This is a genomic window from Burkholderia cepacia complex sp. TUM26381 (assembly GCF_057439935.1).
The window spans coordinates 2,930,346-2,944,230 of sequence record NZ_CM172006.1; the positions used below are offsets into that span (position 1 = coordinate 2,930,346).

12 protein-coding genes are annotated in these 13,885 nt (G+C 68.7%); 5 read left to right on the forward strand and 7 right to left on the reverse strand.

Features of this window, described 5'->3' with window-relative positions:
- Nucleotides 1-65: 65 nt before the first annotated feature.
- The 4 genes from ACWMMN_RS13780 to ACWMMN_RS13795 all read right to left on the reverse strand — a co-directional run bounded on the left by ACWMMN_RS13780 (nt 66) and on the right by ACWMMN_RS13795 (nt 4,634).
- Complete coding sequence (locus tag ACWMMN_RS13780) at nt 66-1,391, reverse strand: ABC transporter substrate-binding protein (protein WP_256085231.1); 1,326 nt, start codon at nt 1,389-1,391, stop codon at nt 66-68.
- A 61-nt stretch (nt 1,392-1,452) separates the two neighbouring features.
- Nucleotides 1,453-2,817 carry a D-tagatose-bisphosphate aldolase, class II, non-catalytic subunit gene (locus ACWMMN_RS13785; RefSeq protein WP_486422760.1) on the reverse strand — a complete coding sequence of 455 codons (1,365 nt, stop codon included), beginning with the start codon at nt 2,815-2,817 and terminating at the stop codon, nt 1,453-1,455.
- The gene (locus ACWMMN_RS13790; RefSeq protein ID WP_256085233.1) at nt 2,805-3,761 is read right to left on the reverse strand and encodes a sugar kinase; all 957 of its coding nucleotides are present in this window, start codon (nt 3,759-3,761) and stop codon (nt 2,805-2,807) included. The genes ACWMMN_RS13785 and ACWMMN_RS13790 overlap by 13 nt, the downstream gene beginning before the upstream one ends.
- 96 nt (nt 3,762-3,857) lie before the next feature.
- Nucleotides 3,858-4,634, reverse strand: coding sequence for an L-iditol 2-dehydrogenase (locus ACWMMN_RS13795; RefSeq protein ID WP_059233329.1), 777 nt, complete (start codon nt 4,632-4,634; stop codon nt 3,858-3,860).
- A gap of 329 nt (nt 4,635-4,963) precedes the next feature.
- Here ACWMMN_RS13795 and ACWMMN_RS13800 point away from each other — a divergent pair, with 329 nt between their 5' ends.
- From ACWMMN_RS13800 to ACWMMN_RS13815, 4 genes are read left to right on the forward strand one after another with little or no spacing between them, the layout of a single operon-like run.
- Nucleotides 4,964-5,425, forward strand: a complete 462-nt coding sequence (locus ACWMMN_RS13800; RefSeq protein ID WP_011546084.1) for a Fur family transcriptional regulator — start codon at nt 4,964-4,966, stop codon at nt 5,423-5,425.
- A 46-nt stretch (nt 5,426-5,471) separates the two neighbouring features.
- Entirely contained in the window at nt 5,472-6,386 is a 915-nt protein-coding gene (locus ACWMMN_RS13805) for a metal ABC transporter solute-binding protein (RefSeq protein ID WP_059233328.1), read from the forward strand.
- 14 nt (nt 6,387-6,400) lie between these two features.
- The gene (locus tag ACWMMN_RS13810; RefSeq protein ID WP_486422761.1) at nt 6,401-7,291 is read left to right on the forward strand and encodes an ABC transporter ATP-binding protein; all 891 of its coding nucleotides are present in this window, start codon (nt 6,401-6,403) and stop codon (nt 7,289-7,291) included.
- Nucleotides 7,284-8,066, forward strand: coding sequence for a metal ABC transporter permease (locus ACWMMN_RS13815; RefSeq protein WP_027810962.1), 783 nt, complete (start codon nt 7,284-7,286; stop codon nt 8,064-8,066). The genes ACWMMN_RS13810 and ACWMMN_RS13815 overlap by 8 nt, the downstream gene beginning before the upstream one ends.
- A 144-nt stretch (nt 8,067-8,210) precedes the next feature.
- Here ACWMMN_RS13815 and fghA read toward each other — a convergent pair whose 3' ends face one another.
- The 3 genes from fghA to ACWMMN_RS13830 form a co-directional block, all read right to left on the reverse strand.
- Complete coding sequence (gene fghA / locus ACWMMN_RS13820; protein ID WP_340624414.1) at nt 8,211-9,059, reverse strand: S-formylglutathione hydrolase; 849 nt, start codon at nt 9,057-9,059, stop codon at nt 8,211-8,213.
- Nucleotides 9,060-9,075: 16 nt separating this feature from the next.
- Nucleotides 9,076-10,182 carry an S-(hydroxymethyl)glutathione dehydrogenase/class III alcohol dehydrogenase gene (locus tag ACWMMN_RS13825; RefSeq protein WP_011353045.1) on the reverse strand — a complete coding sequence of 369 codons (1,107 nt, stop codon included), beginning with the start codon at nt 10,180-10,182 and terminating at the stop codon, nt 9,076-9,078.
- A gap of 225 nt (nt 10,183-10,407) precedes the next feature.
- A complete protein-coding gene (locus ACWMMN_RS13830) occupies nt 10,408-11,844 on the reverse strand; it encodes a xylulokinase (protein ID WP_486422762.1) in 1,437 nt (478 codons plus the stop codon).
- Between the two features lie 439 nt (nt 11,845-12,283).
- Between ACWMMN_RS13830 and ACWMMN_RS13835 the strand changes: the two genes are divergently transcribed.
- Nucleotides 12,284-13,660, forward strand: coding sequence for a nucleobase:cation symporter-2 family protein (locus ACWMMN_RS13835; RefSeq protein ID WP_044844484.1), 1,377 nt, complete (start codon nt 12,284-12,286; stop codon nt 13,658-13,660).
- Nucleotides 13,661-13,885: the final 225 nt, after the last annotated feature.

The window sequence follows — 13,885 nt, forward strand, 5'->3', positions numbered from 1 at the left end:
TTCAGCTTCGCCGGCCCGCAGCGTGTGCAACGGCGCACGCTGCGGGCCGCGTGACTGCTTGAGCGTTACTTCTTGTAGCCGGCCTGCCGCACTGCGCGGTCGGCCGCGGCCTGCCCGGCGGCGAGCGCCTGGTCGACCGTCATCTGGCCCGCGACCGCACCGGCGATCGACTGGCCGACCACCGTGCCGAACGACTGGAATTCAGGAATCCCGACGTACTGCACGCCCGTGTACGGCACCTTCTTCAGCGACGGATCGTTCGGGTCGGCCGTCTCGATCGCCTTCAGCACGAAGTCCGAGAACGGCGCGGCGGCCTTGTACTCGGGGCGCTGATACGTCGACGTGCGCGTGCCCGGCGGCACCGATGCCCAGCCTTCGTCCTTGCCGGCCATCTCGATGTACTGCTTCGACGTCGCCCACGCGATGAACTTGCGCGCGGCGTCCTGCTGCTTCGACGTCTTCGGCACGGCCAGCGCCCATGCCCACAGCCAGTGCGAACCCTTCGGTGTGGCCGCCACCGGCGCGGCCGCGAAGCCGATCTTGTCGGCCACCTGCGACTGCTGCTTGTTGTAGAGCATGCCGGCCGCGACCGTCGCATCGATCCACATCGCGCACTTGCCCGATGCGGTCAGCGTCAGGTTCTCGTTGAAACCGTTCGAGCTCGCTCCCGGCGGGCCGTCCTTCTTCAGCAGGTTCACGTAGAACGTGATCGCCTTCTTCCATTCGGGCGACGTGAGCTGCGCGTTCCAGTTCTCGTCGAACCAGCGCCCGCCGAACGTGTTCACGACCGTCGACACGTACGCCATGTTCTCGCCCCAGCCGGCCTTGCCGCGCAGGCAGATCCCGTAGGTGCCCTTCGCCTTGTCGGTGAGCTTGTCCGCGAAGTCGGCGATCTGCTCGTAGGTCGGCTGGTCGGGCATCTTCAGCCCCTTCGCCGCGAACAGGTCCTTGCGGTAGAACGTCATCGAGCTTTCGACGTAGAACGGCAGCGCATAGAGCTGGCCGTTGTACGACAGGCTGTCACGCGCGGTCTTCACGATGTCGTTCAGGTCGTAATCGGCCGGCAGGCCCGTGATCGGCGCGAGCCAGCCGCGCTTGCCCCACTGCGGCGTCTCGTAGGTGCCGATCGCCATCACGTCGAACTGGCCGCTGCCGGTCGTGATGTCGGTCGTCGCGCGCTGGCGCAGCACGTTCTCCTCGAGGATCACCCAGTTCAGCTTGATGTCCGGGTTCGCCTTCTCGAATGCCGGCGACAGCTTCTTCAGCTCGATCATGTCGGGGTTGTTCAGCGTCGCGATCGTCAGCGTGCCGGCGGACGCGGCGCAGGCCGCCGTCGCGAGCGCGGCTCCGGCGAAGCAGCGTGCGGCGGCGTCGAGCATCTTTCGTTGCATGGCATGTCTCCTGTGTTTGTTCGAAGTGTCGTCGGTGTTGCGTCGTTTCCTTCGCGGCCCGTCATGCCGGCCGCTGCATGCCGCACGCGCGCGCATAGTGCGCGATCACGTCGCGTATCCGGTGGCGCACCCACGCGCGCGGCTCTTTCGCGAGCCCGCCCGCGCGGCATGCCGCGTAGACATCCGGCAGCCACTGCGCGACGAGCGTCTCGGGCACCGGCTGCCGCGCGAGGTTGCCGAACAGTTGCTCCACCGCGGCCGCGACGGCCGGCTGCAGCCAGTAGTAGCGGATGCGGTCGCTGTAGCTGAACTGGCGCGCGAGCCGCTGCGCGGTCTCGTCGCCGCGGTAGTACGGCGCCCAGTGTTCGGGCTGCGCACGCATCGCGGCATCGACGACGTCGCGCAACCGCGAGCGCTGCGCGACGTCGTCGATCAGCGCCTCCTCGATGAAGGTCAGCGCAAACAGGGCCTCGCGCAGCGCGAACGTCAGCGCGGGGCCGACCTTCAACACCGCGAAGTGGTCGCGCACGAGCGCGGCGAGCGCATCTTCGGTCTGGTAATCGGTCGAATGTGCCTCGAACACGAGGCGTGGTGTATGCAGGATACTCGCCCCAAGCGACGCTGCCTTGGCACTGTCGTAGTCGAGCACGTGGCGATCGTCGAAATCGACGCCCGGCTGCGCGACGATCGCGACGACGCGCGTCCACGCGTCGTCGAGCCCGGCCGCCGCGAATGCGCGGCGGTGCGCGTCGAGCGTCGCGTCGATGCTGTCGCTGCGCGTGACCGCGATTTGCGCGATCGCATCGCTGCCCGCTTCGTCGCCCGCATCGCCGCTGACTTCGCCGCCCGGCGTCGGGACCTCGGTGCCGATCACGTAGACGGGCGCCGTGCCGGCGCGCCGGGCGGCATCTTCCGCCGCGCGGCACAGCTCGGCCGCGCGCGCGGCGATCGTCCGGTCGTCGAGCCGCTCGGGATCGTCCGCGCACGCCATGCTCGCATCGAGGTGGATCTTTTCGAAGCCGGCCTCGACATACGCGGCGACCATCGCGACGGCCTCGCGCATCGCGTCGGCCGCACGACGGTGCCGCCACGGGTTCGGGCCGAGATGGTCGCCGCCGAGCACGAGCGCCGACGGCGCAAGCCCGCAGCGCGCGGCGATCGCGTCGACGTCGCGGCGGAAATCGGCCGGCGTCATGCTCGTATAGCCGCCGAGGTGGTTCACCTGGTTGCAGGTCGCCTCGATCAACAGAGGCGAGCCGTCCGCGCGCGCGGCTTCGCACGCGGCCTCCAGCACGAGCCGGTGCGCGCTGCAGATCGAATAGATGCCGCGCTGCGCGTCCGCGCGGTTCGCGTCGAAGATCATCCGCAGCACGGCGTCCGCGTGCGCATGGCGCGGGCGTTCGGCAAGGGTCGTCAGGCCGGACATGCGATACCTCGTTCGGTCAGGAAGCGGTCGATCTCGGCCGCACTGCTGTTGCCCTCCATCGGGCCGCGCCGCGTGACCGCGATCGCGCCGGCCGCGTTCGCGCGGCGCAGTGCGACCTCGATCGGCACGCCCGCGACGAGGCCTGCGACCAGCGTGCCGCCGAAGCAGTCGCCGGCGCCGGTCGGATCGGTTTCGTCGACCGGAAAGGCCGGTGCGTCGACGCGGCTCGCGCGGTCGAACGCGACGCTGCCTTGCGCGCCGCGTTTCAGCACGACGCGCTCGAGCAGCGGATGCGTCGCGAGCAAACCTGCGATCGCGCGCTCGGCCGGCTGCGGTCCGCAGAAGAACGGCAGGTCGGCCTCGCTCGGCAGGAACAGATGGCACGCGGCGAGCATCTGGTCGAGCGCCGCGCGCATCGGGCGGAAACCCAGCATCTCGGGCCGCACGTTCGGATCGAACGACACCTTCGCGCCGGCACGCGCAGCCTCGATCACGCCGCGCTGCACGGCCGCGATCGCCGATTCGCTCGTCAGCGACGAGCCCATCACGTGGAAGTAGCGGCAGCCGTCGAACATTGCGCTATCGACGTCGGATGCATCGACGCACGCGGCCGCGCTGGTGGACAGCGTGAACACGAAGCTGCGCGAGCCGTCGTCGCGATACGCGACGAACGCGGTGCCGGTCGGGCGCGCGACGCGGCGGATGCGCGCGACGTCGACGCCGTCGCGTTCGAGCCGCGCGACGATCGCATCGCCGAACGCGTCGCGGCCCACGCAGCCCGCATACGCGACGCGCGCGCCGAGCCGCGCGGCCTGGTCGGCGAAGATCGCCGGCGCACCGCTCGGGAACGGTCCTGCGAACAGGCCCGGTGTATCGAAGCCCTGGCCGCGCTCGGCGGCGACGAATTCGGCGAGCAGTTCGCCTGCGACGACGATCTCGGCCATCAGGCGGCCCCTCCTGGTACGACGGCGGCCGCGGCGCGCGGCGATGCCGCAGCGTCGCGGGCCGGCCGGCGGGTGGCGCGTGCGAGCGGCGCCACGTCAGCTCATCCAGTTGCCGCCGTCGACGTTCAACGTCTGGGCGGTGACGTAATCGGCGTCGGCCGACGCGAGGAACAGCGCGGCGCCCGTCAGGTCGCCCGGCACGCCCATGCGGCCGAGCGGCACGGCTTCGCCGACGAGCCGCTTCTTCTCGCCGAGCGGACGGTTCTCGTAGCGCGCGAACAGCGCATCGACCTGCTCCCACATCGGCGTGTCGACGACGCCCGGCGCGATCCCGTTCACGTTGATCCGGTGCGGCGCGAGCGCGAGCGCGGCCGACTGCGTATAGCTGATCACCGCGGCCTTGGTCGCGCAGTAGTGCGAAACGAGTGACTCGCCGCGACGGCCCGCCTGCGACGACATGTTGACGATCTTGCCGCCGCGCCCCTGCTCGACCATCCGCTGCGCGACGGCCTGCATCAGGAAGAACAGCCCCTTCACGTTGACCGAGAACAGCCGGTCGAACACGTCCCACGATTCGTCGAGGATCGGGCGCATGTCGAACAGCGCCGCATTGTTGAACAGGATGTCGACGCCGCCGAAGCGCTCGACCGCCGTCGCGACGATCCGCTCGATGTCGTCGCGGCGCGTGACGTCCGCGGTGACGGCCACCGCGCGGCCGGGGTTCGCCTCGATCAGCCGCGCGAGCGAGCCGCCTGCCGGCTTCACGTCGACGAGCACGCAGCGCGCGCCCTCGTCCAGATAGCGTTGCGCGACCGCCTCGCCGATGCCGCTTGCGGCGCCCGTCAGGATCGCGACCTTGTCTTCCAGTCTCACTGGCTGTCTCCGGTTCGTTCTGCTGTACGACGGTCATGAGGTGAGCGAACGCTCGCTGACCGATCAATTGCTCTGTTGTTGATCGAATGATCGGATACGCGATTCGCGCTGTCAAGACGACGTGACGGCTTTCTATGACGCGCTGCGGCACGGCGGCGCACGACGGCGGCCCGTTGCGTACGCCCGGCAAGGCGCGGGGCGCGCGGTGCGGCGCAGTGGGACCGGCGATGAAGGGGACGAAGCGAGGACGGAAAGGGGAAATCGCGCTGCACGGCGCGGCGATACGTTATATCATCGCCATACTGTGTTTCATCGCCCTGCTTCACGCCATGGCTACCTCATCGTCCATTGACGCCCGGCTGTCCCGGGCCGACGCATTCGCCGCCGAGCACGGGCTCGCGTGGACGCCGCTGCGCCGCCAGGTCTACGAACGCGTGCTGGCCGCGCAGCGCCCGATCGGCGCGTACGACCTGCTCGCCGAACTCGAACCGCAGCGCGGCCGCGTGCCGCCGACGACCGTCTATCGCGCGCTGGATTTCCTCGTCGAGCACGGCTTCATCCACCGGATCGAATCGAAGAACGCGTTCTTCGCGTGCTGCGAGATCGGCGTGCCGCACGAAGGCCAGTTCCTGATCTGCGATTCGTGCGGCGACACCGTCGAGATTCCCGGCGGCGACCTCGCGAAGCAGCTGTCCGCGAGCGAGCCCGCGCACGGTTTCGAAGTCCACCACCAGGTCGTCGAGCTGAGCGGCCTGTGCGGGCACTGCAAGCGCAAGCCCGCGCAACGCTGACGCCGAATCGCGCGGCCACGCGCCGCCCCTTCCCACGAGGAGTTCCATGTCCATTGCCCTGAAGCGCGCGCCGCGGCGTGCTCTGTCGCCTGTCCGCTGGCTCGCCGCCGCCGTTGCCGCGCTGTCGCTCGCGGCGCCCGCGTTCGCGCAGGCCGCGACCGTCAACGTCGTCGCCGCCGAGAATTTCTACGGCGACGTCGCGACGCAGATCGGCGGCAGCCACGTCGCGGTCACGAGCATCCTCAGCAATCCCGACCAGGATCCGCACCTGTTCGAAGCGAGCCCGAAGACGGCCCGCGCGCTCCAGCACGCGCAGGTCGTGATCTACAACGGCGCCGACTACGATCCGTGGATGGGCAAGCTGCTCGGCGCGTCGAAGCAGGCGAAGCGCGCGACGATCGTCGTCGCCAACCTGGTCGGCAAGAAGGCCGGCGACAACCCGCATCTGTGGTACGACCCGGCGACGATGCCGGCCGCCGCGCGCGCGATCGCGGCCGAGCTCGGCCGTGCCGACCCGGCGAACAAGGCCGAGTACGACGCGAATCTGCAGAAGTTCATCGCGTCGCTGAAGCCCGTCGACGACAAGGTCGCCGCGCTGCGCGCGAAGTACAAGGGCGTGCCCGTGACGGCCACCGAGCCCGTGTTCGGCTACATGTCCGACGCGATCGGTCTCGACATGCGCAACCAGCGCTTCCAGCTCGCGACGATGAACGACACCGAAGCCAGCGCGCAGGACGTCGCCGCGTTCGAGAATGACCTGCGCAAGAAGCAGGTGCGCGTGCTGATCTACAACAGCCAGGCCGAAGAACCGATGACCAGGCGCATGCTGAAGATCGCGCGCGACGGCGGCGTGCCGACCGTCAGCGTCACCGAGACGCAGCCGGCCGGCAAGACCTTCCAGCAATGGATGGCCGGCCAGCTCGACGCGCTCGGCAACGCGCTGTCGGCCGGCAAGCAATAAACAACCGTAACGACATGACCGACACTCCCCACGCACTCGCCGTCGATCGCGTCACGCTCGAACTGGGCGGACGCACGATCCTGCGCGATGTCAGCTTCTCGATCGAACCCGGCGAATTCGTCGGCGTGCTCGGGCCGAACGGCGCGGGCAAGACGACGCTGATGCGCGCGGTGCTCGGCCTCGTGCCCGTGTCGGCCGGCACGCTGTCCGTCGGCGGCGTGCCGGTCGTGCGCGGCAACCCGTCGATCGGCTACATGCCGCAGATCAGGAGCGGCCTCGCGAACCGCCGGATGCGCGGCTACGACTTCGTCGCGATGGCCGCCGACGGCCACCGCTGGGGGCTGCCGCACACGAACGCGGCCACGCGCCGCGACGTCGATCGCGTGCTCGATCTCGTCGGCGGCCCGTCGCTCGCGCGCCGGCCGCTGTCGGAACTGTCGGGCGGCGAGCGCCAGCGCCTGCTGCTCGCGCAGTGCCTGCTCGGCGATCCGAAGCTGCTGCTGCTCGACGAGCCGCTGATCAGCCTCGACCCGAACCACCAGCGCGGCGTCGTCGAACTCGTGCGCAACGTGCAGCGCGAGCTCGGCATCACCGTGCTGTTCTCCGCGCACGAACTGAATCCGCTGCTGAACGCGCTCGACCGCGTGCTGTATCTCGGCAACGGCGTTGCGGCGCTCGGCACCGTCGACGAGGTGATCACGAAGCCCGTGCTGTCGCGGCTCTACGGGTCGCCGATCGACGTGATGCGCGTGAACGGCAAGATCTTCGTGATGTCGGGCGACGTCGAGATCGAGAAGCACGACCACGAACACGAGGACGACGACGGTCACTCGCACGGCGGTGGCGGCCACCACGGCCATCACCACCACGGACACGCTCATCCCGGGCATTCGCACGATGTTTGAATACGACTTCATGATCAACGCCTTCGCGGCGTCGGGCATCGTCGCGGTGCTCGCGGGCATCGTCGGCTACTTCCTGGTGCTGCGCGGGCAGACCTTCGCGGGCCATGCGCTGTCGCACGTCGGCTTCACGGGCGCGACGGGCGCGGTGCTGCTCGGCATCTCGCCGATCTGGGGGATGGTCGGCTTCACGCTCGCGGCCGGGATCGGGATGGGTGCGCTCGGCGAAAAGCTCGCGGGCCGCGACGTCGCGATCGGCGTGATCCTGTCGGGCGCGCTCGGCTTCGGCCTGCTGTTCCTGCATTTCTACACGTCGTTCGCAACGCAGGTCACCGCGCTGCTGTTCGGCAACGTGCTCGCGGTCAGCCACGACACGCTCGCGGTGCTCGCGGGCATCGGCGCGGTGAGCCTCGCGGCGCTCGCGCTGATCGCACGGCCGCTCTTGTTTGCATCGCTGCAGCCGGAACTGGCCGAAGCCAAGGGCGTGTCGCTGCGCACGGTGTCGATGCTGTTCCTCGCGGTGTGCGCCCTCGCGGTGGCCGCGGCGACGCAGATCGTCGGCGTGCTGCTCGTGTTCACGCTGCTGGTCGGGCCGGCTGCGGCCGCGCAGAACGTGTCGACGCGGCTGTCGACGGGCGTGCTGCTCGCCGCGCTGTTCGCGCTGTTCGAGGCGTGGGCCGGCATCGTGCTCGCCTATCACACCGACTGGCCGACCAGCTTCTGGATCACCGCGCTGTCGGCGCTCGTGTACGGCGCGAGCCTGTTGCGGCGCAACTGATCGCCGCCCGACGGATCGCTGCCCGACGGATCGCCGCCCGACGCAAATGAAAACGCCGGCGTGCCCGAGGGCAGCGCCGGCGTTTTTTCATGCGTCCGCGAGTTCGCGCAGAACGCCGTATGCGTTATCTGCTTCCCTTCCCGCTCACCGGGCCAGCACCCGCGCGTGATGCGCGAGGTGATCGGCGATGAACGTCGAGATGAAGTAGTAACCGTGGTCGTAGCCCGGATGACGGCGCAGCGTCAGCGGCTGGCCGGCCTTCGTGCACGCGGCCTCGAACACGTCGGGATTCAGCTGGTTCGCGAGGAATTGATCGGCCAGCCCCTGGTCGACGAGGATGCCGTCCGCGAACTTCGGCGCATCGGCGCGCGCGACGAGCTCGCTCGCGTCGTGCGCCTTCCATGCGTCGCGATCGTCGCCGAGGTAACCCGAGAACGCCTTCTCGCCCCACGGGCAGCGCGTCGGCGCGGCGATCGGCGCGAACGCCGACACCGACCGGTACAGGCCCGGATGACGCAGCGCGAGGGTCAGCGCGCCATGCCCGCCCATCGAGTGACCGAAGATGCCGAGCCGCGCACCGTCGATCGGCAACTCGGCCGCAACAAGCTCGCGCAGTTCGCCCGTCACGTACGATTCCATCCGGTAATGCGTGGACCACGGTGCCTCGGTCGCATCGACGTAGAAGCCCGCGCCGACGCCGAAATCCCATGCCTCGGTCTCGCCCGGCACGCCCGCACCGCGCGGGCTCGTGTCGGGCATCACGAGTGCGATGCCGTGCTGCGCCGCGTATTGCTGCGCGCCGCCCTTGATCGCGAACGTCTCGTCGGTGCACGTGAGCCCCGCGAGATAGAACAGCGCCGGCACGCGGCCGTGCGCCGCCTGCGGCGGCAGGTACACCGAGAACTTCATCGGCAGGCCGATGGCCGCCGAATCGTGACGGTAGAAGCGCTGCTCGCCGCCGTGGCACGCATGCGAGGAAACGAGTTCGAGCATGGCGATGCGCTCCCGGTCAGTACAGCACGACCGAACGGATCGACTCGCCGGCCTTCATCAGGTCGAAGCCTTCGTTGATTCGCTCGAGCGGCAGCGTATGCGTGATCAGGTCGTCGATGTTGATCTTGCCTTCCATGTACCAGTCGACGATCTTCGGCACGTCGGTACGGCCGCGCGCGCCGCCGAACGCCGAGCCCTTCCACTCGCGGCCCGTCACCAGCTGGAACGGACGCGTGCTGATTTCCTCGCCCGCTGCCGCCACGCCGATGATGAACGACTGGCCCCAGCCCTTGTGCGTGCACTCGAGCGCCTGGCGCATCAGCTTCACGTTGCCGACGCACTCGAACGAGTAGTCGGCGCCGCCGTCGGTCAGTTGCACGATGTGGTCGACGACGTTCTCGACTTCGTTCGGGTTGATGAAGTGCGTCATCCCGAACTTCTTCGCGAGCTCGACGCGCTTCGGATTGATGTCGACGCCGATGATCTTGTCCGCACCGACCATCTTCGCGCCCTGGATCACGTTCAGGCCGATCCCGCCGAGGCCGAACACGACGACGTTCGCGCCCGCCTCGACCTTCGCCGAATACACGACCGCGCCGACGCCCGTCGTCACGCCGCAGCCGATGTAGCAGATCTTGTCGAACGGCGCGTCCTCGCGCACCTTCGCGACCGCGATTTCCGGCACCACGATGTAGTTCGAGAACGTCGACGTGCCCATGTAGTGGAACAGCGGCTTGCCGTCGAGCGAGAAGCGCGACGTCGCGTCGGGCATCAGGCCCTTGCCCTGCGTCGCGCGGATCTTCTGGCACAGGTTGGTCTTGCGCGACAGGCAGAACTTGCACTCGCGGCATTCGGGCGTGTAGAGCGGAATCACGTGATCGCCCTTGCGCAAGGTGCCGACGCCGGGGCCGACGTCGACCACCACGCCCGCGCCTTCATGGCCGAGGATCGCCGGGAAGATCCCTTCCGGATCGGCGCCCGACAGCGTGTAGTAGTCGGTGTGGCAGATGCCCGTCGCCTTCACTTCGATCAGCACTTCGCCTGCGCGCGGCCCTTCGAGATCGACTTCCTCGATCGTCAGCGGCGCACCCGCCTTCCATGCAATCGCGGCTTTCGTTTTCATCGTGTCACTCCTGTGTGTCTGTGAGGTCGGCCCGCACGCGCGTTTCGGCGCCCGCCGGGTTCCATGCAAAGCTGTCGAAGCCGTGCCGCGCGGCATCGCGCGCGACACGAAGAAAGCATCCCGTGCTCGCCATGATGGCCGGTCCCGCCACGCACCGCGTGCGGGAAACGGCCGCCGGCTTGCCACGATGCGTCATCGCTGACGCAAAAGAACAAGTGTTCGAGTTTAAACGCCCGCCGTGAACCATGCATCCGTGCGCGCGTACAGATCGATGAAGCGCGCGTGGCGCGCGGCCAGCAGGCGGTCGTCGCGCGGCGCGGCGACCGGCGACGCGGCCGGCGCCAGCGCGCGCAACGCGTCTTCGCGCCAGTGCCCGATCGCGACGCCCGCGAGCAACGCTGCGCCGCGCGTCGCGGCATTCGGGCAATCGATCGCGTACAGCGACGCGCCGAGCGCGTCGGCGAGCAACTGGCGCCAGCGCGGATCGACCGAGCCGCCGCCCGCGAGACGCAGCGTCGCCACCGGGTCGCCGCGCTCGGCATCGCGGATCGCATCGAGCCCCGCGCGCAACGCGAACGCGACGCCTTCGAACGCGGCGCGCATCATCGCGCCGCGCGTATCGCCGAGCCCGAGGCCGAGCCAGCCGCCGCGCGCATCGGGGTTCATCCACGGCGAACGCTCGCCCGTCAGGTACGGCAGGAAGCACAGCCGTTCCGACGCCGGCTGCGCAAATGCATCGTCATACGCGTCGGCCCATCCCGCATAGCCGAGCCAGCCGCGCACGGCTTCGAGCGCAAGCCCGACGTTCTGCATCGCGGCCATCGTGTAATAGCCGCCGCCGGCCGCGGTGCGATAGCGATGCAGTCCGCGCCGCGCGGGCGGCAGCGCATCCGCGAGCACGACGATCTGGCCGCCGCTGCCGGTTGTCAGCAGTGCGTCGCCTGCGGCGAGCAGCCCGCTGCCGAGCGCCGCGCAGGCGGTGTCGGCCGCGCCCGTCGCAAGCGGCACGCCGGCAGGCAGCCCGAGCGCGGCGGCAGCCTGCGCGCCGAGCGTGCCGCAGCGCGCAGTCGACGCCATCATCGGCGCGAAGCGGTCGGCCGGCAGGCCGAGCGCGTCGATCAACGCGAAATCCCACGCGCCATCGGGTGTCGCAAGCGCGGTCGCGCACGCGTCGCTCGGATCGGCCGCAACGTCGCCGCCGAGCGCGATGCGCAGCCAGTCCTTCGGCTGCACGGCCCAGCGCGCGGTGCGCAGCGCATCGGGTTCGTGCGCGGCCAGCCAGCGCAACAGCGGGCCAGCCATGCCGGGCGCGACGGGATTCGGTGCGACGGGCCAGGCGGCCGTGTCCGCTTCGCGCACCGCGCGCGTGTCGGGCCACAGCAGCGCGGGCCGCACCGGCTGCCCGGCCGCGTCGATCAGCACGACGCCGTGCATCTGGCCCGAGAAACCGATCGCCGCGACCTGCGCGCGCTCACCGGCCGGCAGCCGCGCGGCTGCGCGCACGAGCGCCTGCCACCACGCGTCGGGCGCGATCTCGGCCCAGCCGGGCTGCGGTGCCGACAGCGCATAAGGTTCGCTCGCGACTGCCCGCTCGACACCATCGGCATCGAGCGTGACGAGTTTGACGGAGCCGGTGCCGAGGTCGATTCCGAGCAGGCGCATGACGGATAGGCAAATTCGTATGAACGGATCTCGATGATAACGGGATCGCGATGTGCGCCCCGGTTTTTGCCACCACGCGGACGCGTCGAAAGTACGGCCGGCCGCCGGGTTTCACCGGGCTGCACCTTGCGAGCAAAAGCGGCCGTTCGCGGGTTAACCCGGCGCGATTTTTCGACACCCCTTTTTGCCACTATGCGCATCGCCCGATACACACCATAAAGCGGCCTATATTTGACATGGGGGCCGGCGCTATTTTGAAGGGCTATAAAACCGGGGAACCTCACTCCTGCGGCTGTTTCCCGATGATCGACACCCTGTTCCATGCCGAATTGGCATATCGAACCAGCAAAGAACGGAATAGTACCCAGCGCTCTTGTTGCGTGGATTCATTCCGCATAACTTCGTATCACCCCGAAAACAAGATCATGGAGTGAGACAGATGCAATCGAACACGGTCCATCCGTGCGATGAAGTGCTGCCGACCGGCAAGCTGGTTACGCTTGGCCTGCAACACGTCCTCGTCATGTACGCCGGCGCTGTCGCCGTGCCGCTTATCGTTGGCGCGGCGCTCAAGCTGCCGAAAGACCAGATCGCGTTCCTGATCAGCGCCGATCTGTTTTCGTGCGGCATCGCCACGCTGATCCAGACGCTGGGCCTGTGGATCTTCGGGATCCGCCTGCCCGTCATCATGGGCTGCACGTTCGCGGCAGTCGGCCCGATGATCGCGATCGGCACGAACCCCGGCCTCGGCATTCTCGACATCTTCGGTTCAACGATCGCGGCCGGCATCATCGGCATCGTGCTCGCGCCGATGATCGGCAAGCTGTTGCGGTTCTTCCCGCCAGTGGTCGTCGGCACCGTGATCGCGGTGATCGGGTTGTCGCTGATGGAAGTCGGCATCAACTGGGCGGCCGGCGGCGTCGGCAACCCCGAGTACGGTAGCCCCGTCTATCTCGGCCTGTCGCTGCTCGTGCTGACGCTGATCCTGATGATCAACAAGTTCGGCCGCGGATTCATCGCGAACATCTCGGTGCTGCTCGGCATCGTCGCCGGCTTCGCGATCGCGTTCGCGATCGGCCGCGTCAATACCGACGGCGTCGCGCACGCACCGTGGGTCGGCATCGTGATGCCGTTCCACTTCGGCATGCCGCACTTCGACCCGCTGTCGATCGTGACGATGGTCACGGTGATGTTCGTCACGTTCATCGAATCGACCGGCATGTTCCTCGCGGTCGGCGACATGGTCGATCGCCCGGTCAACCAGGAACGCCTGGTGCGCGGCCTGCGCGTCGACGGCCTCGGCACGCTGATCGGCGGCATCTTCAACTCGTTCCCGCATACGTCGTTCTCGCAGAACGTCGGCCTGATCGGCGTGACGGGCGTGAAGAGCCGGTTCGTGTGTGCAACGGGCGGGGTGATCCTCGTGCTGCTCGGGCTGTTCCCGAAGATGGCGCAGGTCGTCGCATCGGTGCCGCCGTTCGTGCTCGGCGGCGCAGGCATCGTGATGTTCGGGATGGTGGCCGCGAACGGCATCAAGGTGCTGTCGAAGGTCGACTTCGTGAACAACTCGCACAACCTGTTCATCGTCGCCGTGAGCGTCGGCATGGGCCTCGTGCCGGTCGTGTCGCCGCACTTCTTCTCGAAGCTGCCGCCCGCGCTCGCCCCGATCCTGCACAGCGGCATCCTGCTGGCATCGGCCACGGCGGTGATCCTGAACATCGTGTTCAACGGCGTGAAAGGAGAAAAGGATGCGCGCTGCGACATCCGCCGCGCCGGACACGACTTCGACGGGCGTCCCGCCGACGTGCACCACTGATCGCCCCGCGCCGGACGACGGCGCGAAGCGGTAACGCAAAACGCCACGGCATGCCGTGGCGTTTTTGCTTGGCGGGTGCCGGACAGGACCGGCGCACGGGCGATCGCGCCTTGCCCGTGAATACTGGTCGCAGCACGCTGCGCTGGATACCGATGGTCGCGCGGACTGGCGTGATTGGCGTGATTGGCGTGATTGGCATGTACGGCCCGAACGGCATGTACGGCG

Excerpts from the sequence above, each read along its gene's own strand:
- ACWMMN_RS13780 (WP_256085231.1), bottom strand. The coding sequence starts at position 1,391 with ATGCAACGAAAGATGCTCGACGCCGCCGCACGCTGCTTCGCCGGAGCC.
- ACWMMN_RS13785 (WP_486422760.1), bottom strand. The coding sequence starts at position 2,817 with ATGTCCGGCCTGACGACCCTTGCCGAACGCCCGCGCCATGCGCACGCG.
- ACWMMN_RS13790 (WP_256085233.1), bottom strand. The coding sequence starts at position 3,761 with ATGGCCGAGATCGTCGTCGCAGGCGAACTGCTCGCCGAATTCGTCGCC.
- ACWMMN_RS13800 (WP_011546084.1), top strand. The coding sequence starts at position 4,964 with ATGGCTACCTCATCGTCCATTGACGCCCGGCTGTCCCGGGCCGACGCA.
- ACWMMN_RS13805 (WP_059233328.1), top strand. The coding sequence starts at position 5,472 with ATGTCCATTGCCCTGAAGCGCGCGCCGCGGCGTGCTCTGTCGCCTGTC.
- ACWMMN_RS13810 (WP_486422761.1), top strand. The coding sequence starts at position 6,401 with ATGACCGACACTCCCCACGCACTCGCCGTCGATCGCGTCACGCTCGAA.
- ACWMMN_RS13815 (WP_027810962.1), top strand. The coding sequence starts at position 7,284 with ATGTTTGAATACGACTTCATGATCAACGCCTTCGCGGCGTCGGGCATC.
- fghA (WP_340624414.1), bottom strand. The coding sequence starts at position 9,059 with ATGCTCGAACTCGTTTCCTCGCATGCGTGCCACGGCGGCGAGCAGCGC.
- ACWMMN_RS13825 (WP_011353045.1), bottom strand. The coding sequence starts at position 10,182 with ATGAAAACGAAAGCCGCGATTGCATGGAAGGCGGGTGCGCCGCTGACG.
- ACWMMN_RS13830 (WP_486422762.1), bottom strand. The coding sequence starts at position 11,844 with ATGCGCCTGCTCGGAATCGACCTCGGCACCGGCTCCGTCAAACTCGTC.
- ACWMMN_RS13835 (WP_044844484.1), top strand. The coding sequence starts at position 12,284 with ATGCAATCGAACACGGTCCATCCGTGCGATGAAGTGCTGCCGACCGGC.